Origin of the sequence: Afifella aestuarii, assembly GCF_004023665.1 — a bacterium.
GTDB lineage: Bacteria > Pseudomonadota > Alphaproteobacteria > Rhizobiales > Afifellaceae > Afifella > Afifella aestuarii.
In genome coordinates this window covers 792,501-810,701 of the sequence record NZ_SAUF01000001.1, presented here as the reverse complement: position 1 = coordinate 810,701, position 18,201 = coordinate 792,501, and the positions used below count along the sequence as shown (strand labels likewise).

Sequence of the window (18,201 nt, the reverse complement as noted above, 5' to 3'; positions counted from 1 at the left end):
CTCAGCGGATCGCCTGCGCGCCGATGAGACAGGCGAGGAAGACCGTCACGCCCGTCGCAAACACGACATCGCGGTAGGTGAAGGCGAGCGTGTCGAACAGCGGCATCCGGCCGGTAAAGCCCCGGCATTTCATGGCGCCGAGAATGCGCTCCGACCGCTCGATCGCCCGCACCAGCATCATCCCGACGAGATAGCCGACGGAGCGATAGGTGTGCCGGTTGTTCGAGGGGCGAAATCCGCGTGCCTTCATCGCCATGCGCAGACGCTGATATTCCTGCTGCAGGACGTCGACATAGCGCACGGTGAACATCAGGAGATAGATGAGCTTTTCCGGCACCATCAAACGCCGCAGCGCATGGCCGAGCGTCACCGGCTCGGTGGAGCCGACGAGCGCCATCAAGGCGAGGATCACGGCATTCGCCGTCAGCGCGATCTCCGCCGCCTGCCGCAGCCCCTGCCAGCTCGCCGCAAAGCCGAAGACGGTGAACATCGCATCACCTGGCACGGTGAAGGGCAGCATGGCGATCAGGAAGATGATGAAGCTGTCCATCATCGCCATGCGCTTGAGCGTCCGGGCGACCGGCAGCCGCGCCGACAGCATCAGGAAGAACGCCGCCAGAAGCCCGGTCGCCAAAACGGCGAGATCCTGCAGGCTCACCATCACGATGGCGAAGGCGACAGCAACGACGATGCGGGTGCGCACGTCGATGCCATCGATCAGCGTGCCCTTGGCCTCGCCCGTATCGGTGAGCGCGCGCCGTCCGGCTGAGAGAACGTGGCTCATCGTCAGGCCGCCGTCATCTTGCGCCGGGCCGCGATATAGAACGCGACGCCGAAGATGCCGAAGATATAGCCGATCCCACCGAGGATGCTCTGCATGTCGTGCTTCTCCTTATAGGCGTCGATATCGCGCCTGAGCGGGATCACCTGTTTCTGCACCGCTTCGGTGATCATCTCGTGCTGTGCTTCAAGAAGCGCGGCGAGATCGACGCCGGAGCTTTGGGCGGTCGCCCCCACAGTCCCGTCGCCGGAAGACGCCGGCTCGGCGGCACCGGCCGCAGCTTCGGCAGCGACCAGCGCCGGCGATGAGGCCTCCGCACCGCCGATCTCCGGCAACTCCTCGGCCGACATCCGCACCTGCGCCACATGGCCTGCGCCGAGATTGGCCTTGAAGACGAGCGGCACCGCCTTTTCGGGCTTGTAGGTGAAGGCGCCGGTCTCGTCGGTTACCGTCTCGCCGAGCTTGTTGCCGTTGTCGTCGAACACCTCGACCGTCGCATCTTTCGCCATGTCGCCGTTGGAAAAGCCGACCTCGCCTTCCACGACATCGCCGGACGCATAGACGGATGCGATGACCTTGTGGGCGAGAGCCTGCGACGCGGGCAGAAGAGCCAGGAAAACGAGGGCTGCGCAGAGCTTTCTCATAGCGCGACCTCCTCGGCAGCGGATCGATTGAAAGTGGCGAAGAGCTCCGGCTTGACACGGCGGGCGAGAACCACGGCCGCCCCCGTCACCAGCGCTTCGATGATCATGATCGGGATATGGGCGAAGAAGACGAGCTTGGCGGCCGGGATGAATTCGTCGCCCGACAGCGCCAGAGCGATCGCCACGAACGCAGTCGTCAGCGCGATCGCGAGCCCCCCGCCGATGGCGCCTGAAATCGCGGCGACCGTCAGCGAATTGGAGGCGATCCCCCGCCGGCACAGATAATAGACGATCACTGCCGGCAGCGCGATGTTGAGCGTATTCACCCCGAGCACGGTGAGCCCTCCGAAGCCGAAGAACACCGCTTGCAGAAGAAGCCCGACGAACAGCGCCGGAAAGGCGGCCCAGCCGAGCACAAGCCCGGCCAGACCGTTCATGATGAGATGCACGCTGGAGGGACCGATCGGAACATGGATGAGCGAGGCGACGAAGAACGTCGCGCTCAACACCCCGGCGGCCGGCATCTTTTCCGCCGTCAGCGATTTGAGGCCGAGCGCAATGCCCCCGGCCGCCAACACCGCTCCCCCGATGACGACGTCATTGGCGAGAGCTCCGTCGACAATATGCATCGATCCCTCCTGCCGTCATTCGACGTCGTAGGCGCGCACCCAGATGACGGCGTCCTGCGAGAGCTCTTTGCCCTCGAACTCCGTCTTCGGACCCGAACCGAGCGCGGCAAAGCCCCAGAACCCGGCCTTGGGGACGCCGAAGGTGAAGTAGCCGTTCTCGTCGCTCATCGCGATGACGGCACCGCCCGGCATCGGCGAGGCTTTGGGTTCGGTGGGCTTGTTCTCGTCCATGGAGGGCTCGGCCGCCATGTATTCGACTTCGATCTCGGCACCCGCGACCGGCTTGCCTTCCGACAGGACGCGGCCCGTAAAGGTGGAGCCGGCCAGAATGTTGGTCGGGCGATCGAGCGGCACGATTTCCGTCGCAAGCCCTTTGGGCTCGGCCCAATCGGTCGGCAATTGCGCCCGGTTCAGATAGGCCTTGGCGATCTGCTGGATGTAGATGTCCTCGCTCTCCTCGTAATAGGGCTGAGGCACGACGACGAGCGTGTAATCGCCGGCGCGCTTCGCCGGCAGCGTGGCATCGAAGGCTTGCGCGCTGTTTTCCAGCCCCTCGAAGGAGATCGGCTTCAGGCTGTCCTTGAGATCGATCTTCTTGCCGCGGAAGACGGCGTAGAACTCTTCCGGCGCGCCCATATCCATGACATGGCCGTTCTCGAAGGGATGCCAGAAGATGAGCTTCAGCGGCACGTCGCCCGGCTCGGCGAGATTCACCTCGGGCGTATAGATCAGCTGAAAATGCGCTTCGGCTGCGGCGGGAAGAAGAAACGCCGCCGATGTGAGGGCGGCACAGGCAAACTTACGAAGGTTCATTCGTATCGTCTCTCCAATGACTGCAGCGGACGAACCGCGACAGTGATGCGGAAAGGACGATCGGGGTTTTGGCGAGGATTGGGCGCAAATCGGATTCCTGGCGCCGTTCCACCGCCAGACGCTCACCCCGGCGTCCGTTGCGGTGCGGCACCGGTGGCCCGGCGTCGCGCGTCAGCGGCAGGTCTCCTGGCTTGCGGGTCACAGCATGGCTTCGTCTTCCCAGCGCCAATGCGCCAGTGACATGTTGAAGCCCTGCTCGCCGCTCACAGTTGCGGGGGCAGCCACGGTTTTGGTCCCTGCTGGGTACGCCTCACCGTGTTCCCTTTTAATCCGGTCGCTTTGCGTCCGGAAACCGTTGACGCCCCCATCTGCCGGCGAATGGCCATAATTGTCAATGCCGTGCACGTTGAGCAGCCATGCCCGACACGGCGTTCCTTTGCCGGCAACGGACCACGCCGAAGGGTGCCCGAGGGCACAAAAAAGGCCGACCGCACATGGCGGCCGGCCCTCTCAAACTTGCGTGGCGTCGCTGTCTTCAGCGCGCGGCGACCTGCTTGTCGCCCGCCCCGGTTTTTGGCTTGCTGCTCTTGCGCAGCATCCGCTCCAGACCGGCCTGGGCGCCCTCGTTGCCGCGGCCGCCGTCGCGGCGGGCCCCGTCACGCCGGCCATCCGAGCCACCTTTGCGGCTCTTGGGCGCGCCGCCCTCGGCCCGCTTGGCCGAACGGCCTCCTTCGGCACCTTCCGGCCTGCGGTTGCGGCCGCCTTTCGGGGCGTCGCCGTTGCGGCCTTCATTCCGCCCTTCGCTCCGCCCTTCGTTGCGCCCATCGGAGCGAGCTTCGAAGGCCGCGGGTTTGTTGCCCGAACGCCGGCGGTTGCGTGAGGGAGAATTGCGCTTGCCGGGCTGGCGTGATCTTTCGTCGCGCCGCTCGCCCGCCTGCTGGCGCACGCCTGCAGACGGCGCCTCATCGGTTTCACCGACTACCTCGGCCCCGGCCTGGTTCGCGACTGCCTCACGCCGAGGGGCCGCGCCATGCGCGTCGATCCTCTTGCCGATCAGCTTTTCGATATCGCGCAGAAGACCCCGCTCGGAATGATCGCACAGCGAGATCGCGATGCCACTCTTGCCGGCGCGCGCGGTCCGCCCGATGCGGTGCACATACGCTTCCGGCACGTTCGGCAGCTCGAAATTGACGACATGCGAAACGTCGTCGATGTCGATGCCGCGCGCTGCGATATCGGTGGCGACCAGAACGGCGACACGGCCGTTGCGGAAGGCACCGAGCGCCTTTTCACGCTGATTCTGGCTCTTGTTGCCGTGGATCGCCGCCGAGCGCAGGCCCGCCTTGTCGAGATGCTGGCTCACCTTGTCGGCACCGCGCTTGGTGCGCGTGAAGACGATCGCCCGCTCCATATCGGCAGCGCCGAGGAGATCGACGAGCATGTCGCGCTTGCCGGCACTCGCCACGTTGATGACGCTTTGTGCGATCTGCTCGATCGGGCGCGACACCGGGGCGACGGAGATTTCCGCCGGCTGGTGGAGAAAATCGCCCGCGAGCTTGCGGATCGCCGGCGGCATCGTCGCCGAGAGGAGAACCGTCTGGCGCTCGCGCGGCATCTTGGCCAGGATCTTGCGGATCGCCGGCATGAAGCCGAGGTCGAGCATCTGATCGGCCTCGTCGAGCACGACGACGTTGGTCTGGTCGAGACGGACGGCGCCGGTCTGCATATGGTCAAGAAGACGGCCAGGCGTCGCGATGATGAAATCGACACCGCGCGACAGCGCCTTCACCTGCGGTCCGGGCCGGGCGCCGCCGATGACGACCGCCGAGGACATGTTCACGAAGCGCCCATAATTGCGCACGCTGTCGGCGACCTGCTGGGCAAGCTCGCGCGTCGGCACGACGATGAGGGCATGGCATGTGCGCGGCGCGGCCGGCACCATGGTGCGGCTGAGCTTGTCGAGCAGCGGCAGCACGAAGGACGCCGTCTTGCCGGTTCCCGTCTGCGCCGTGCCGAGAAGATCGCGGCCGGCAAGCATGGTCGGGATGACCTGCTCCTGAATCGGAGTCGGATTGGTATAGCCTTCGGCGGCAACGGCACGAAGGATCGGCTCGGCGAGGCCGAGTTCATTGAAAAGTGTCAATATGAGCTTTCTCGTCGCGGCCAGCCTGAGACGGCCGGCGCGAGCTGTGTCACTTGGTTTTGGAAGCCTGCGTAGATCAGCTGCCGGGAGCTTACGCCTCAACGGGCGCCTTCGGGGCAACGATCGATACGGAAAGTTGCTTGTGACCACCGACGGCGACGAACGCCTCTACGCGCGGGGTCATCACGCCCTTGAACCACGCCTTGCGGCAATTGGCAACCGCAATCGCGTTCCCTGCCGCCGAAGCTTGCATGAGCGAGGCATTTGAAGCCGCCGCTTCTCTTGCCGGCACCCGCCGGCGCGCGTATCTCCGGTCCATTCGCGCGCCGGCCGGACAGAGCGTCCGAACCCTTGGCATTTCGCAGCCTCCGCGCCGGCTGCACATCGGCTTCGCCCCGGCCTTTCAGAGGATCTCGTCTCGTGACCCGCCTTATCGCTCCGACCCGTCTTTGGAAGGATGGCCGCTTTGAGACCGGCCTTGCCGTGGAGATCGAGGCGGGCGCGATCGACCGCATCCGGCCGCTTGGCCCGCGTGAGACGCCCGATCTCACCCCGCATCTCCTCATCCCCGCCCTCACCGACCTTCAGGTCAACGGCAGCGGCGGCGTCATGCTCAATTCCGATGCGAGCCCCGCCGCGATCGAGACGATCATCGCAGCCCAGCGGCGCCTCGGCACCGGCTTCCTGATGCCGACCCTCATCACCACGACGGCCGAACGCATGCGCGCGACCGCCGAGGCGGTGATCGAGGCCTGGGGCATGCCGGGTCTCCTCGGCCTGCATCTGGAAGGCCCGCACCTCAACCCGGAGCGCAAGGGCACCCACGACGCCACCCATATGCGGCCGATGGATCGCGCCACCCTGGCGATCTTGGAACGTCTTCGCGCCGCGGATATCCCGGTCATGCTGACGCTCGCGCCGGAAATCGTCCCCCCGGACCTCATCCGTGAAATCGCGGCGATGGGCGTCGTCGTCTCCGCCGGCCACAGCGCCGCCGATGCCGCGGAGACGGAGGCTGGCCTTGCCGCGGGCATTGCCTGCTTCACGCATCTCTACAACGCCATGCCGCCCATGACCTCGCGCGCGCCCGGCCTCCTCGGCACGGCGCTCGCGAGCGACGCCTATGCCGGCATCATCGTCGACGGCCATCATGTCTCCTGGCCGATGGTCGCGATCGCCTGCCGCGCCCGTCCGCTCAGAAACCGCACCTTCCTCGTCTCCGACGCCATGGCGACGGTCGGCGGGCCCGACCATTTCGTCCTCTATGGCGAGGAAATTCGCGTCCGCGATGGGGCCCTCGTCAATGCGGCGGGCGCTCTTGCCGGCGCCCATGTCGACCTTCTCACCTGCCTCAGGAACGCCGTCTTCCATGTCGGCCTCCCCCTCGAAGAGGCCGTCGCCATGGCGACCGACATCCCGAATGCGGCGATGCGGCTCGTCCCTCCGACCCTCGAGCCCGGCCGCCCCGTCGGCGAAATCCTCGCCCTCGATACGGACCTGACCCGCATCGGCATCTGAGGCGCCGCCGCACCGCTGACACGATCGCGCGCCAGGCCTCGCTTTCATCGAGACACAGCGCCAACCGCGTAGAGAGGGACAAATGCAGCCTATCGAGACGGACCGGCTGATCCTCAGGCGTTTCGAGAAGCGCGACGCGCCCAGCCTCTTCGCCTATTTGCAGGAGCCGGCGGTCAGCTGCTTTTTCTCCATGCGTCTCGCCGATCTCGCCGCGGCGGAAGACGAGGTGAAAAGGCGCGCCGAAAGCGACAGCGATGTCGCCGTCTGCCTTCGCGACACGGGCGAGATGATCGGCGATCTCTTCGCCGTTTTGGAAGGCGACGACACCTATGCGCTTGGCTGGAACTTCAACAAGGCTTTCTCCGGCGCGGGATATGCGACGGAGGCCGCCCGCGCCCTCTTCGCGCATCTCTTCACGACAAAAGGCGCGCGCCGTCTCTATGCCTATGTCGAGGACACCAATTATCCCTCGCAGCACCTCTGCGAACGGCTCGGCATGCGCCGCGAAGGCCTCTTCATCGAATACGTCTCGTTCATGAAGGACGAGGCCGGCAATCCGATCTTAGAAAACACCATGCAATACGCAATCCTGCGCAAGGAATGGGAGAGCAGGGCCGGGCTCTGACACGCCGCGGACAGTCCCGGGCCGCGCTCCGGCGCCACGCCGTCACGCCCTTCCGGGCGCGAAAGACACCTCGTCGAGCCCGAGCCACGCCGCCATCTTTTCGAGTTCGCCGGAGAGCGCGTCGCGGCTTTCGTCCGGCGCATCCTCCTCGAAATGCACCGACTGCACGAGAAGCCGTGTGTTCGGTCTGTCTGCCTTGAGATCGACGCGGGCCACCAGATTGTCGCCGAACAGGAACGGCAGCACATAATAGCCGTACTGGCGCTTGTCCGCCGGCACATAGATCTCGATGCGGTAGCGGAAGCCGAAGAGGCGCTCGGCGCGATCTCTTTCCCAGACCAGCGGATCGAACGGGGCAAGCAGCGCCGTCGCGTTGATCCGGCGCGGGCGGCGGGCACCGCGGTGGAGCCAGGCGTGACGCCAGCCCGGCACGCTCACGGGCAACAGGACCCCGTCCTCGGCAAGCGAGGATATCGCCTCTTGTGCCGGCCCCGGCGGTTGCCGGAAATAATCCCGCAATTCGCGATCCGTCGCGATGCCGTGCGCCCGTGCGGCACGCTCGATCAAGGCGCGATGGGCATCCGCCTCAGAAGGCGTCGGCTGATCGAGGACAGAGGCGGGCAGGACGCGCTCGGGAAGGTCGTAGACCCGCTGGAAGTTTCCGCGTCGCGTCGCCGTCGTCAGGTGACCTGCCCAGAACAGCCATTCGAGCGCCCGCTTGGTGCCGCTCCATTCCCACCAGCCCGGACGGCCCTTATGCGCCTCGAAGTCGGAGACGGACAGCGGCCCCTCCTCACGGATCCGCTGAAGCACCGCCATGGCTTCCGCCCGATGCTCGCGCGCAAATCGGCGCATCGAGGTCCAGCCCGCCTCGCCGCGATCGGCCTGCGCCATGCGCCAGCGCAGCAAAGGCTGCACCTCGAACGGCACGAGCGAGGCTTCGTGCGCCCAGTATTCGAACAATTTGCGCTGCCGTTTTGGTCCCCAAGCAAGCCTGTCGAGAAGATCGCGGTCATAGGCGCCGAGCCGGGAAAAGGCCGGAAGGTAATGCGCCCGCGCCAGAACGTTGACGCTGTCGATCTGGTGAAGCTGAACCCGGTCGAGAACCCGGCGCAAACTGGCAGAGGTCGGATTGGCCGAACGGGCGGCACCAAAGCCCTGTGCCCCGAGCGCGATCCGGCGCGCTTCGGCCATGCTGATCCTGTCGAGATGATCCATTCCGTTCCTGCGGCGCCCTTATCTTTCCTGACACCCTAGCAGACCGTCTCGCATACCCGGCACGGGCCGGAAACGTTCTTCGGACGGAAAAAGCCGTTGACTCTTATTCTTATTAAATGAACAAACTGGCCGATATATTTTGAATTGGAGAATTTCTTTGGATCTGGCATCGCTCGCCATCTTCCGCACCGTGGCCAGGGAAGGGAGCATCACCCGCACGGCTCATCTCCTCGGGCGGGTGCCTTCGAACGTCACCACGCGCATTCAGCAACTCGAGGCCGAGATCGGCGTGCCGCTGTTTCAGCGCGACAGAAAGGCCATGACGCTCACGGCCGAGGGCGTGGCCTATCTCGACTATGCCGAGCGCATCCTCAATCTCGCGGAGGAAGCAGAACAGGTCGTCAATCCGAAAGAGCCCGTCGGCACTCTGCGCATCGGCTCGATGGAATCGACCGTCGCGGCCCGCCTGCCCCTGCCCTTGGCCGAGTTCAACGCAAAATGGCCGGAAGTGACGATCGAGCTCGTCACGGCGCCGACCCGCCAGCTCGTCGACGCCCTGCTCGCGCATCGGATCGACTGCGCCTTGATCGCCCTGCCGCCGGACGACGCGGGGTTTGGCCCCGACGAGGTGGCGACGACGCCGCTCTTTCGCGAAGAGCTCGTGCTCCTGCTGCCGCCCGGGCACCCGGAAATCGAACGCTCTGAGGAGATCAAGCCCCGCGCGCTTGCCGCATTCGCGCCCGGCTGCACCTATCGCCGGCTTGCCGAGGAATGGGTGACGGATGGCGGCACCACGCCCGCACGGCTTCAGTTCCAGGAGGTCAGATCCTACCACGCCATGGTCGCCCTCACCGCGGCAGGAACCTGCTTCTCGCTGCTGCCGCGCAGCGTTCTCGATCTCGTGCCGGATGCCGATCAATTCACGATCAAGCCGTTGATGAAGATCGACACCTGTTTCGCCGAAAGGCCGGGCTTTAAGACCCCGGCTGTCCTGCAATTCCGCGAGACGCTTCGTGCTTTCTCGGACATCGCCGAGAGCCCCTATGCCCCGCAATAAGATGCCACCCAATGAACGGCTGGCGGGGATCGCCGCCGCCCTCATCCTCGTCATCGGCATGGGTTTCGGCCGCTTCGCCTTCACCGGCCTCTATCCGTTGATGGTCAAGAGCGGCCAGATCTCCGTCGAAGGCGGTTCCTACGCCGCATCCGCCAATTATGCCGGTTACCTCATCGGAGCGCTGCTTTTGGGCCTCGTCACGGGCGCAGCCGGCCGCAAGCTCTGCGCCTTTTCCGCCATCGCGACCGTCGCCTCACTGGCGGCACTCGGCCTGCCGCTGCCGGAATGGCTCATCGTCGCCGTGCGCGGCTTCGCCGGCATCTTCAGCGCCGTCGCCATGGTCGCCGCCTCCCATTGGCTGATCCATGAACGCGGGCATCACGACGGCGCCCCGGCCCTCTTCGCCGGCGTTGGCCTCGGCATCCTCGTCTCCGCCGAACTCGTCGCGGCGGGCGATGTCCTCGATCTGCAAAGCCCCGCCATCTGGCTCGTTCTCGCGGCCGCGGCACTGGCGCTCACGGTTCTCACGATCATCCTGCAGGCCCGCGTCGACAGTGCCCCGGCGCCGGCCTTGCCGCATGAGGTCGACGGCGAGGCCTCGGTCCCGTTCGGAGCAGCCCGCCTCGTCCTCGTCTACGGGCTCGCGGGCTTCGGCTACATCATCACCGCGACCTACCTGCCGCTCCTCGTGCGGACCTCGTTTGCGGACCTCAATCCGCTGCACATCTGGGCCGTGTTCGGGCTCGGCGCCGTGCCGTCCTGCTTTTTCTGGCACGCCCTTCATCGGCAGCTCGGAACCGCAAAGAGCCTCGTCGCCAATCTGCTGGTCCAGGCCGTCGGCGTCGGCCTGCCGGTCATCCATATGCCGGCGGCCTCGCTCACGAGCGCGCTTCTCGTCGGCGGCACTTTTATGGGGACGGTGACCATCGCCATGCCCGCCGCCCGCAAGATCGCAGCCAAGGCCCGCGTCAACATCCTGGCGGTGATGACGGCCTCCTACGGGGTCGGCCAGATCGTCGGCCCCCTCGTCACCAATGCGCTCTATCGCCAGAGCCAGTCCTTCGACACGTCGCTCCTGATCGCCAGCGCCGCGCTCTTCATCGCCGCCCTGATCTCTTGGAAGCGCTGAGGGGGGATCTGCTGGCCGGGCGCAATCCGCACACATCGGGATTGACGCCGAGGCTGATAGCACCCTACGCTTTTGAATAGCGAATATCTTTGAACTTCCACTTCAGGAATCGGTAAGTGAATCCAGCCTTCGATATCGAGGCTTTGCGGGCCGTGGTGGCCGGCATCGAGTTGCGCAGTTTCGCGCGGGCGGCGGTCGAGCTCGGGCGGTCGCAGTCGGCGATCAGCATGCAGCTCAAAAAGCTCGAGCAACAGGCGGGCACCCAGCTCTTCGTCCGAAAGGGCAGAGGCCTGGTTCCGACCGAAGCCGGAGAGGCTCTGGCCGCCTACGCCCGCCAGATCGTCACCCTCAATGACGAAGCCGCGCGCACATTGGGTGCAGCGGTCGCCTCGGAGACCGTGCGTCTGGGTTTGCCGCAGGATTTCTTCGACGATGTGATGCCGGCCACGCTCACCGCGTTCGCGGCGGACCATTCCGAGGCGCATGTGGAAGTCCGCGCCGGTCCGAACCACACTCTGAGTGATGAAATCCGGGCCGGGCGTCTCGATGGGGCGATCGTCTTTTACCCGGAAGGCGCCGGCGGCGACGGAGAGCCTCTCGGCCGTCTGCCGATGCGATGGCTCATGCACAAAGCCGTTGCCGGCCAGAGCATGCAGGACAGGGTTCCGCTGGTGATGTTCGATCACCCCTGCCTCTTCCGGCAGGCGACGCTTGCCGCACTCGATAAGGCGGACAGGCGCTGGCGCGTGTCGGTGACGACACCGAGCCTGCCCGGGATCTGGGGTGCGTTGCGCTCAAAGCTCGGGATCGCGGTCAGAACCGGGCATGGTCTGCCCGACGACATCGTTTGCGCCGACGACGGTCTCGGATTGCCGACGCTGCCTGCGATCGAGCTGAGGCTTCTCAGGTCGCAAAACGCGACGCCCGCCGCGCATGATCTCTGCGAGGCGCTGCGCCGGGAAACGATCGATCGCGTGGCGCCGCACCGGAATTCCACCCCATGACGACGGATACGCTCTGGCAGCACCTGCCGAACCTCCTCGTCATCCTGTCGATCTTCACGGTGGGCGTCGCAAGCCCAGGTCCGGCGACGTTGATGATCATGGGAACGGCCATGGGGAGAGGCCGCGCCCCGGCCGTCGCACTGTCCTGCGGCGTGGTTCTCGGCTCCATGGTCTGGGCCTCGATCGCGGCACTGGGATTTGTCGCCGCGCTCAAAGCCTCGGCAACGCTCTTCCTGGCGCTGAAAATGGCCGGGGGGCTCTACCTGATCTTCCTCGCGGCGAGATCCGCGCGCTCGGCCTTCACGGCGGGGCCCGCAGCCACGCCCAAATCGGCAGGAACAGGCAGCCTGAAGCGCTGCTTCGCGCAGGGGCTCCTGCTCCACCTGACAAATCCCAAGGCGCCTCTGGTCTGGCTCGCGACCTTGTCGGTGGGCGTCGGCGAAACGGCGCCCGCCGCCTTCCTGATGACCGTCATCCTCATTTGCGCGTTCGTCGCGATGACGGTCTTCGTCGGCTACGCCTATCTGTTCTCCACGCAAACCGCCTCGCGGTTCTACCTCTCGATCCGGCGCCCGATCGATGCCCTGCTCGGCGTTCTGTTCGGCGCGGCCGCGGTCAAGATCCTCACCTACCGGCCGAGCTGGTAGGCGCCCGCCCGGCGCCATGCTCTGCCGCCTCGGTCATCGCCAGGGCGTCCGGAGATGTCTCTCATCGCAGATCACCCCTGTGAACGACGTGGACTTTGTTGCCGTCCGGATCGCGGAGATAGGCGCCGTAATATCCATCACCATAATGCAGCCGCGGGCCGGGGCGCCCGGCATCCGCTCCCCCCGAAGCCAGTCCCGCGTCATAGGCACTGTCGACCGCCGCGTGGGATGGCGCTTCAAAAGCCACCATCGTGCCATTGCCCACGCTCGCCGGCGCTCCGTCGAACGGGGCATAGACATAAAAGCGCGGCAATTGCTGACCTTCGGCAATCCAGCAACGTGCCTCAGGCCCCCCATCCGGCTCGACAACGCGCTGCCGCAGCCCGAGCGGCGCAAGCAAGGCGTCGTAAAAAGCTGCCGCCCGTTCCATGTCGTTCGTTCCGAGCGTGACGTGGCTGAACATGCACCAATCCTCACGGCTCCGGACGAGACCGGGCGCTCACCCGCCGACGGCTTCGCTGAGCGGCAGCGTGTCGAACTGGGGGCGGGCCAGGTGACAGATCTCGTAGCGCGTCGCCTTCGGGTCTGCACTCTCCCCCTCCGTGATCAAAACCCGCACGGTCCGCCACGAACGCGTGTCCACGCCCACCGTCGCCACCACGGTGCCGCTGGCCGAAGCGGCCTCGCGGCACCACGCCCCTTCGCCCGCCAGAGCCGCCGTCAAATCGGCATCGACCGGAATGTCGCTCTCGCTCATCGCAAGGAACTTGGCGTCCCCACCGGCGCCGCGCCGGGCCTCCAAGGAGACATAGGTCGCTATGGACGGACGACCGAACGAACGGGTCACGACGTCGAACCCACCATCGCTCAGAAACGTCCGAAAGGCGTCCTCCTGGCGCCAGAGATAGAGGGAAGAATAGTCGTTTGCGACGGCGCCGAGACGGCCGATTTCCCGCACGAGAAAAGCCTTGAAATACAAATCCGGCACCGCCGACCACTGGCCGCTGCGGTCATTCACCCGCGAGCGGATAAGGCCCATGTCGTAGCTGGCGGGCAAACGGTGGGAGTAGTGGGCGATCATCATGACTGGGTCTTTAGTATCGGGTGAAGCCTCTGCCGCATCGCTTTCCGGTGAAGGAGCTCCCCCTCAGGACGTCGCTTTTCCCAACCGCCTGGCGCCGACCTGGAAGACCGAACATACTTCACGAAATCAAAATTCACACTTCATCAATATTCGTTATTAAAAAGTCTAGAGCGCTGCTAGCCTCCCGGTCAATCCCGATATTGGGATCAATCTGCCCGCGCACGGTTCAGACAGGTGATGTGAGAAGGCGGACGCGAGATGACCGCGAACAGACCGACCATCGGCAATGACAATCGCGGCACCGACAATCGCGGGCTTGAGGATCACGGCAGCCTGATCATCGTGCTCGCCGGCAGCGTCGTGCTCGCCTTGGCCTTCGGCGTCCGATCGGTCTTCGGCGGCATCATCGAGCCCCTGTCGCGCGACCTTTTTGGCGGCAGTATCGAAGTCTTCTCGCTGTCGATCGCAATCCAGAACCTCGTCTGGGGCCTGGCGCAGCCGGGCTTCGGGATCATCGCCGACAAGTTCGGGGACCGGCGCGCCCTGTGGCTCGGCTTTCTCTGCTATGTCGCCGGCATGCTGGTGACCGTCGTCGGCACCACGCCGCTGGCGCAGCATCTGGGCGCCGGCCTCCTCGTCGGTATGGGGATTTCCGGCACGGCGTTCGGCGTCGTCCTGGCGGTGGTCGGACGGGCGGCGCCCGTGGAGAAACGCGCTCGTTATCTCGGCATCACCTCCGCCATGGGGTCGACGGGACAGGTCGTCCTGCCGCTTCTCGTCTCCTGGTTGATCGAATGGCTCGACTGGCGGATGACGCTGGTCGTCGTCACCTTCGCGCTTGCCCCCATGGCCCTGTGCATTCCGTTTCTGCATGCACACGTCACCGACGGCAGCCCGAGGATCGGCGATGCCGACAGCGCGTCGATCGCTCAAACCGTCCGAAAGGCCTTCGGACATTCGAGCTATACGTTGCTCAGTGCCGGGTTCTTCGTCTGCGGCTTCCATCTCGCCTTCATCACCGCGCACCTTCCGAACTACGTGCAGAATTTCTGCGTCTCGACGGCCTCTGCGGCGGAGCTGCGGGCGCTCGGCCTCCAGGCGCTCGCCCTGGCCGGCTTCGCCAACATCTTCGGCACGCTCTTTGCCTCGCATCTCGGGACGCGATTTCCGAAGCCCTATGTGCTTGCCGCGATTTATGCGCTGCGGGCGCTCGCGATCCTCATCTTCATCTCGCTTCCGGTGACGCCCGCTTCGGTCATGGTCTTCGCACTCGTCATGGGCGGCCTCTGGCTGTCGACCGTGCCGCTGACGAGCGCGCTGGTTTTAACGATGTTCGGCCCCCGCGCGATGGGAACCCTGTTCGGCTTCGTGTTCCTGAGCCACCAGCTCGGCGGCTTCGCCGGGGTCTGGCTCGGCGGCGTGTTCTTCGATCGCTACGGAAGTTACGATCAGATCTGGTATCTCGCGATCGGCCTTGGCATCCTCTCGGCCGTCGCGCATCTTCTCGTTCAGGAGCGCGCGGCTCCCCGCATGGGCCTCGCCTATGGCGAATGAAATTCTTCTGCTCTGGCTCGCGGCGCTTCCGCTCATGGGAAGTCCCGGCCCCGCCACGATGAGCCTTGCCGGTCTCGGCATGGCCTTCGGCTTTCGCTCCAGCCTCGGCTACCTCGTCGGCATCATCACGGGTACAGCCGGCGTCCTCTTGATGATCGCAACCGGCGTGACCACGCTGATCCTGGCCCAGCCGGTCTTGCTCACGGCGCTGACGATCCTCGCCGGGATCTACATCCTCTATCTCGCCTGGAAAATCGCCACCGCGCCCGCCGGGCCCCTCGCTCCGCGCGCGCAAGAGGCGCCGGCCTTCGTGCCGGGCTTCAGTCTGGCGATTGCAAATCCGAAGGCCTTTGCCGCGATCGGGGCGGTCTATGCCGGCCACACCGTCGTCGCGGACGATCTCACGGCCGATGCCGTCTACAAGCTCGCCGCACTCGCGCTCGTCATCGTCATCGTCAACACGGCATGGCTCGCCTTTGGCGCGGTCTTTTCACGAATTTTGACGGACCCCGCGATCGGACGCGCCGTGAATGTGGTCTGTGCGGTCATGCTGGTGGCATCCGTCGGTTTTGCCCTCCTTTCCTCGGAGGGATGATATCCGGCGCTGCGCCCGGCAACGTCGCGCCGTCGCGTCATGCCCGATGGAGCGCACCTCACGGCAGAAGAACCAGGCTGCCGGTCGTGTGCCCGGCCTCGAGCTCGGCCTGCGCTTTCGCCGCCTCGTTCAGTCGGTAACGCCCGCCGATCTCTGCGGTGATCCCAGATCCGAACGCCGCGATGACCGCATTCGCGGCTTCCGGATAGCGCGCCTGATCGGCCGCATAGGCCATGACGCTGGGTTTCGCCAATGTCGCCGTTCCCAGTTCATCGACCCCGATCGGCGAGACCGGGCCCGCGACCCAACCGATGCTGGCGACGGCGCCAAAAGGGCGGACGCTCCGCAGCGATTGTCGCAGCATGTCCCCGCCGATGCCATCGATTGCAAAATCGGCGCCCCGTCCGCCCGTCAGATCCGAAACCTCGCGCACCACATCGGCGGTGCGCCCGACGATGACGTGATCGACACCATTGGCCGTGGCGAAAGCCGCCTTCTCCGGCGTACTGACGGTTCCGATCACCACGGCCCCGAGCGTTTTGGCCCAGCGGGTCAGCATCACGCCGAGGCCGCCGGCGGCGGCATGAACGAGAAGGACGGATCCGTCCCGCACGGGATGGCTGACCGTGACCAACATATGCGCGGTCAGACCCCGCAGCATCGACGCCGCGGCAACCTCGAAAGGGATCTCCGGCGGCAGCCGGACGGCCCGCCAGGCGGGCACGAGCCGCATTGAAGCGTAGCCGCCGGGGGCGCCGGCATAGACGACACGATCCCCGACCCGAAGTCCCTCGACATCCGGCCCGATGGCCTCGACGATCCCCGCGCCCTCGACACCGGGAATCCCTGGCGCCGGCAACGGATAAAGCCCCCGTCGGTGATAGATGTCGATGAAACTGACGCCAATGGCGTGCTGGCGCAGGCAAATCCCGCCGGGACCCGGCTCCCTGGGCTCCGCCTTTACGACCTCGAGCACCTCCGGCCCGCCGGGCGCTGCAATCCGAACCTCAAACTCCACCATCTGGGCCTCCATCTGTTCGGCACGATGATGGCGGTTCACAGGACGTGAGAAAATTCCCTTTTTCCGCACTCGCCTTGTGAATATATTGACATATGGATTGGGAGAACCTCCGCCATTATTCGGTTTTTGCCACCCATGGCAGTCTCGCAGGCGCTGCGCGCATCCTCGGGGTGGAGCATGCAACGGTCGCCCGCCGGATCGCCGCGCTCGAGGCGCATCTTCACGTCAAGCTGGTCGACCGGCGCGGTCGGCGTCTGACACTGACGCCGGACGGAGAGCGGATCGCGGCCCTCGCCCGGACCATGGAATCGGGCGCCGAAGCGGTCGCACGCGCGGCGGCCGGAGCGCGCGCCGAATTGAGCGGAGACGTCGCCATCAGCGCCCCGCCGGCATACGCGGCCGCCCGACTTGCCGCGCCGCTCGCAGCTTTGCGACAACGCCATCCCAAACTGGAGATCCGTCTCCTCGGCGAATTCCGCAGTTCCGCCCTGGAAAGACGCGAGGCCGATATCGCCGTCCGCCTGAGCCGCCCTGAGACGGGGGATTTTACGATCACGAAACTCGGCGTGATGGCATTTCGTCTCTATGCGAGCCCGGCCTATCTGGAGGAGACGCCGGAGCCAGACTGGACGTTCATTGGCTATGACGGGTCCATGGCGACCGCGCCGCAAGAGGTGAGACTTCGCGAAATCGCCGCAGGCAGACCCATCGCCTTCACCGCCAGCACCGCGGAAATCCAGCTTGCGGCAGCAAAGTCCGGCGCCGGCATCGCGATCTTGCCGGATTTCATGGCTGACGAGGACGGGATGCTTGTCGCCGTGAGCGACGATGGACCCGTCTTCCAGCGCGACATCTGGCTGGTGGTTCACTCCGACATGAAGGCCGCGGAAACGATCCGCGTCACGATCGAGGCTTTAAAGGCCGCGCTTACTCAAGAGCATGGAACCAGCTGAGGTCGCAGGCTCTCAGAATCGCCTCCGGGGGCCTTCGCCACTGACGCTTGAAAGCGAAACTCCGATCCCATGTCGGCCCTCGACGACCCGTCATTGGGCGCAATCGGAATGGACGCCCGGGCGTTTTGCGTCTGCCGACGGCCACATCGCACAGCCGGAAAGCTCCTCCGGCCCATGAAACGCCACCGGTCGCGCCGCCGCAGAAACCTCTCATGCCCGTCGCGTGTCTCCCCGCGTTCGGATCGGAGACCGCGCCCCGTTTCTCGCCCCCGGGTTCTCCCCCCGTTCCTCGGGCGTCTAGAAAGTCGTCAGATAGAGTTTCAGCTTCCCGTCTTCGGCCAGATCCTTCGGCGTGACGATCGCCTCCGCTTGGATACGTTCCCAGCACGCTTGCCGAGACATGCCTCCCGATTGGCACTCGGGGCGCGCACGCCAGTCGTTCAGGAGAAATCGGCGACCCGCCTCCGTGTCGAAGTTCAGATCCGCGATCTTGCGCATATGTCCGATCGGATGACCGATATCCCTGAAGATCTTGAAAATCAGCTCCGCGCTGTAAATCGCTTCCGAATCCGCCCGATAGAAATGATCGTAGGGGAAGTAGTAATAGTCATAGGCTGCGAGCGAGGCGGGACTGTTCAGCTGCCCGGCCGGACGGTAATCCTTCTTCGTCACATAGATCGCGAATTTCTGATCGACTCCTGCCTCTATGAAGTCCTCCAGAGGCATTTCGTCGACGCCCAGCGTCTCCGGCGAGGATTGCATGACATAAGGGCCTCCACCGGTAAT

19 protein-coding genes and 1 riboswitch (1 of these 20 cut by a window edge) are annotated in these 18,201 nt (G+C 65.4%); of the genes, 9 read left to right on the top strand and 10 right to left on the bottom strand.

The annotated features are described in order from the left end of the window. Position 1: 1 nt before the first annotated feature. The 5 genes from cbiQ to EO094_RS03655 all read right to left on the bottom strand — a co-directional run bounded on the left by cbiQ (position 2) and on the right by EO094_RS03655 (position 5,010). A complete protein-coding gene (gene cbiQ, locus EO094_RS03675) occupies positions 2–784 on the bottom strand; it encodes a cobalt ECF transporter T component CbiQ (RefSeq protein ID WP_128290945.1) in 783 nt (260 codons plus the stop codon). A gap of 2 nt (positions 785–786) precedes the next feature. Further along, the gene (locus tag EO094_RS03670; protein ID WP_128290944.1) at positions 787–1,425 is read right to left on the bottom strand and encodes a cobalt ABC transporter permease; all 639 of its coding nucleotides are present in this window, start codon (positions 1,423–1,425) and stop codon (positions 787–789) included. Further along, on the bottom strand, positions 1,422–2,054 hold the full coding sequence (gene cbiM / locus EO094_RS03665; RefSeq protein ID WP_128290943.1) for a cobalt transporter CbiM: 633 nt from the start codon (positions 2,052–2,054) through the stop codon (positions 1,422–1,424). The genes EO094_RS03670 and cbiM overlap by 4 nt, the downstream gene beginning before the upstream one ends. Before the next feature lie 15 nt (positions 2,055–2,069). After that, entirely contained in the window at positions 2,070–2,867 is a 798-nt protein-coding gene (locus tag EO094_RS03660) for a DUF4198 domain-containing protein (protein ID WP_128290942.1), read from the bottom strand. A gap of 159 nt (positions 2,868–3,026) precedes the next feature. Then, positions 3,027–3,239, bottom strand: a riboswitch (cobalamin riboswitch). 163 nt (positions 3,240–3,402) lie between these two features. Next, positions 3,403–5,010: a DEAD/DEAH box helicase gene (locus EO094_RS03655; RefSeq protein ID WP_128290941.1), complete on the bottom strand. Its 1,608-nt coding sequence runs from the start codon at positions 5,008–5,010 to the stop codon at positions 3,403–3,405. Positions 5,011–5,430: 420 nt separating this feature from the next. On the opposite strand from EO094_RS03655, the gene EO094_RS03650 reads away from it, so the two are divergent. Beyond that, entirely contained in the window at positions 5,431–6,528 is a 1,098-nt protein-coding gene (locus tag EO094_RS03650) for an N-acetylglucosamine-6-phosphate deacetylase (protein ID WP_128290940.1), read from the top strand. Positions 6,529–6,610: 82 nt separating this feature from the next. Beyond that, on the top strand, positions 6,611–7,153 hold the full coding sequence (locus EO094_RS03645) for a GNAT family N-acetyltransferase (RefSeq protein WP_128290939.1): 543 nt from the start codon (positions 6,611–6,613) through the stop codon (positions 7,151–7,153). Between the two features lie 42 nt (positions 7,154–7,195). On the opposite strand, the gene EO094_RS03640 is transcribed toward EO094_RS03645, so the two are convergent. After that, positions 7,196–8,371 (bottom strand): winged helix-turn-helix domain-containing protein, encoded by a 1,176-nt coding sequence (locus EO094_RS03640; RefSeq protein WP_128290938.1) that lies wholly within the window; start codon positions 8,369–8,371, stop codon positions 7,196–7,198. A gap of 157 nt (positions 8,372–8,528) precedes the next feature. Here EO094_RS03640 and EO094_RS03635 point away from each other — a divergent pair, with 157 nt between their 5' ends. From EO094_RS03635 to EO094_RS03620, 4 genes are all read left to right on the top strand, one after another. Further along, positions 8,529–9,428 carry a LysR family transcriptional regulator gene (locus EO094_RS03635; protein WP_128290937.1) on the top strand — a complete coding sequence of 300 codons (900 nt, stop codon included), beginning with the start codon at positions 8,529–8,531 and terminating at the stop codon, positions 9,426–9,428. Beyond that, complete coding sequence (locus EO094_RS03630) at positions 9,415–10,557, top strand: YbfB/YjiJ family MFS transporter (protein WP_246008351.1); 1,143 nt, start codon at positions 9,415–9,417, stop codon at positions 10,555–10,557. Before EO094_RS03635 ends, EO094_RS03630 begins: the two co-directional genes overlap by 14 nt. Positions 10,558–10,673: 116 nt before the next feature. Then, positions 10,674–11,561: a LysR family transcriptional regulator gene (locus EO094_RS03625; RefSeq protein WP_205649809.1), complete on the top strand. Its 888-nt coding sequence runs from the start codon at positions 10,674–10,676 to the stop codon at positions 11,559–11,561. Next, the gene (locus tag EO094_RS03620; RefSeq protein WP_128290936.1) at positions 11,558–12,208 is read left to right on the top strand and encodes a LysE family translocator; all 651 of its coding nucleotides are present in this window, start codon (positions 11,558–11,560) and stop codon (positions 12,206–12,208) included. The genes EO094_RS03625 and EO094_RS03620 overlap by 4 nt, the downstream gene beginning before the upstream one ends. 61 nt (positions 12,209–12,269) lie before the next feature. Here EO094_RS03620 and EO094_RS03615 read toward each other — a convergent pair whose 3' ends face one another. Further along, positions 12,270–12,671 carry a VOC family protein gene (locus tag EO094_RS03615; protein WP_128290935.1) on the bottom strand — a complete coding sequence of 134 codons (402 nt, stop codon included), beginning with the start codon at positions 12,669–12,671 and terminating at the stop codon, positions 12,270–12,272. A gap of 36 nt (positions 12,672–12,707) precedes the next feature. Further along, the gene (locus tag EO094_RS03610) at positions 12,708–13,292 is read right to left on the bottom strand and encodes a DUF4865 family protein (protein ID WP_128290934.1); all 585 of its coding nucleotides are present in this window, start codon (positions 13,290–13,292) and stop codon (positions 12,708–12,710) included. Positions 13,293–13,550: 258 nt separating this feature from the next. Between EO094_RS03610 and EO094_RS03605 the strand changes: the two genes are divergently transcribed. Continuing rightward, positions 13,551–14,846 carry an MFS transporter gene (locus EO094_RS03605; protein ID WP_128290933.1) on the top strand — a complete coding sequence of 432 codons (1,296 nt, stop codon included), beginning with the start codon at positions 13,551–13,553 and terminating at the stop codon, positions 14,844–14,846. Then, positions 14,836–15,441 (top strand): LysE family translocator, encoded by a 606-nt coding sequence (locus EO094_RS03600; RefSeq protein WP_128290932.1) that lies wholly within the window; start codon positions 14,836–14,838, stop codon positions 15,439–15,441. The genes EO094_RS03605 and EO094_RS03600 overlap by 11 nt, the downstream gene beginning before the upstream one ends. A 58-nt stretch (positions 15,442–15,499) precedes the next feature. On the opposite strand, the gene EO094_RS03595 is transcribed toward EO094_RS03600, so the two are convergent. After that, complete coding sequence (locus tag EO094_RS03595) at positions 15,500–16,459, bottom strand: quinone oxidoreductase family protein (protein ID WP_128291799.1); 960 nt, start codon at positions 16,457–16,459, stop codon at positions 15,500–15,502. Between the two features lie 95 nt (positions 16,460–16,554). Between EO094_RS03595 and EO094_RS03590 the strand changes: the two genes are divergently transcribed. Next, positions 16,555–17,415, top strand: a complete 861-nt coding sequence (locus EO094_RS03590) for a LysR family transcriptional regulator (RefSeq protein WP_128290931.1) — start codon at positions 16,555–16,557, stop codon at positions 17,413–17,415. 297 nt (positions 17,416–17,712) lie between these two features. On the opposite strand, the gene EO094_RS03585 is transcribed toward EO094_RS03590, so the two are convergent. After that, on the bottom strand, positions 17,713–18,201 hold the 3' portion of the coding sequence (locus tag EO094_RS03585) for a YiiX/YebB-like N1pC/P60 family cysteine hydrolase (protein WP_128290930.1). Its footprint extends 243 nt past the window's final position; 489 of the gene's 732 nt are visible here — the last part of the coding sequence; its start codon lies beyond the right edge, outside the window — the gene reads right to left on this strand; it ends in the stop codon at positions 17,713–17,715.

Excerpts from the sequence above, each read along its gene's own strand:
- EO094_RS03590 (WP_128290931.1), top strand. The coding sequence starts at position 16,555 with ATGGATTGGGAGAACCTCCGCCATTATTCGGTTTTTGCCACCCATGGC.
- EO094_RS03630 (WP_246008351.1), top strand. The coding sequence starts at position 9,415 with ATGCCCCGCAATAAGATGCCACCCAATGAACGGCTGGCGGGGATCGCC.
- EO094_RS03615 (WP_128290935.1), bottom strand. The coding sequence starts at position 12,671 with ATGTTCAGCCACGTCACGCTCGGAACGAACGACATGGAACGGGCGGCA.
- EO094_RS03600 (WP_128290932.1), top strand. The coding sequence starts at position 14,836 with ATGGCGAATGAAATTCTTCTGCTCTGGCTCGCGGCGCTTCCGCTCATG.
- EO094_RS03620 (WP_128290936.1), top strand. The coding sequence starts at position 11,558 with ATGACGACGGATACGCTCTGGCAGCACCTGCCGAACCTCCTCGTCATC.
- EO094_RS03605 (WP_128290933.1), top strand. The coding sequence starts at position 13,551 with ATGACCGCGAACAGACCGACCATCGGCAATGACAATCGCGGCACCGAC.
- EO094_RS03610 (WP_128290934.1), bottom strand. The coding sequence starts at position 13,292 with ATGATGATCGCCCACTACTCCCACCGTTTGCCCGCCAGCTACGACATG.
- cbiM (WP_128290943.1), bottom strand. The coding sequence starts at position 2,054 with ATGCATATTGTCGACGGAGCTCTCGCCAATGACGTCGTCATCGGGGGA.
- EO094_RS03670 (WP_128290944.1), bottom strand. The coding sequence starts at position 1,425 with ATGAGAAAGCTCTGCGCAGCCCTCGTTTTCCTGGCTCTTCTGCCCGCG.
- EO094_RS03660 (WP_128290942.1), bottom strand. The coding sequence starts at position 2,867 with ATGAACCTTCGTAAGTTTGCCTGTGCCGCCCTCACATCGGCGGCGTTT.
- EO094_RS03640 (WP_128290938.1), bottom strand. The coding sequence starts at position 8,371 with ATGGATCATCTCGACAGGATCAGCATGGCCGAAGCGCGCCGGATCGCG.
- EO094_RS03645 (WP_128290939.1), top strand. The coding sequence starts at position 6,611 with ATGCAGCCTATCGAGACGGACCGGCTGATCCTCAGGCGTTTCGAGAAG.
- cbiQ (WP_128290945.1), bottom strand. The coding sequence starts at position 784 with ATGAGCCACGTTCTCTCAGCCGGACGGCGCGCGCTCACCGATACGGGC.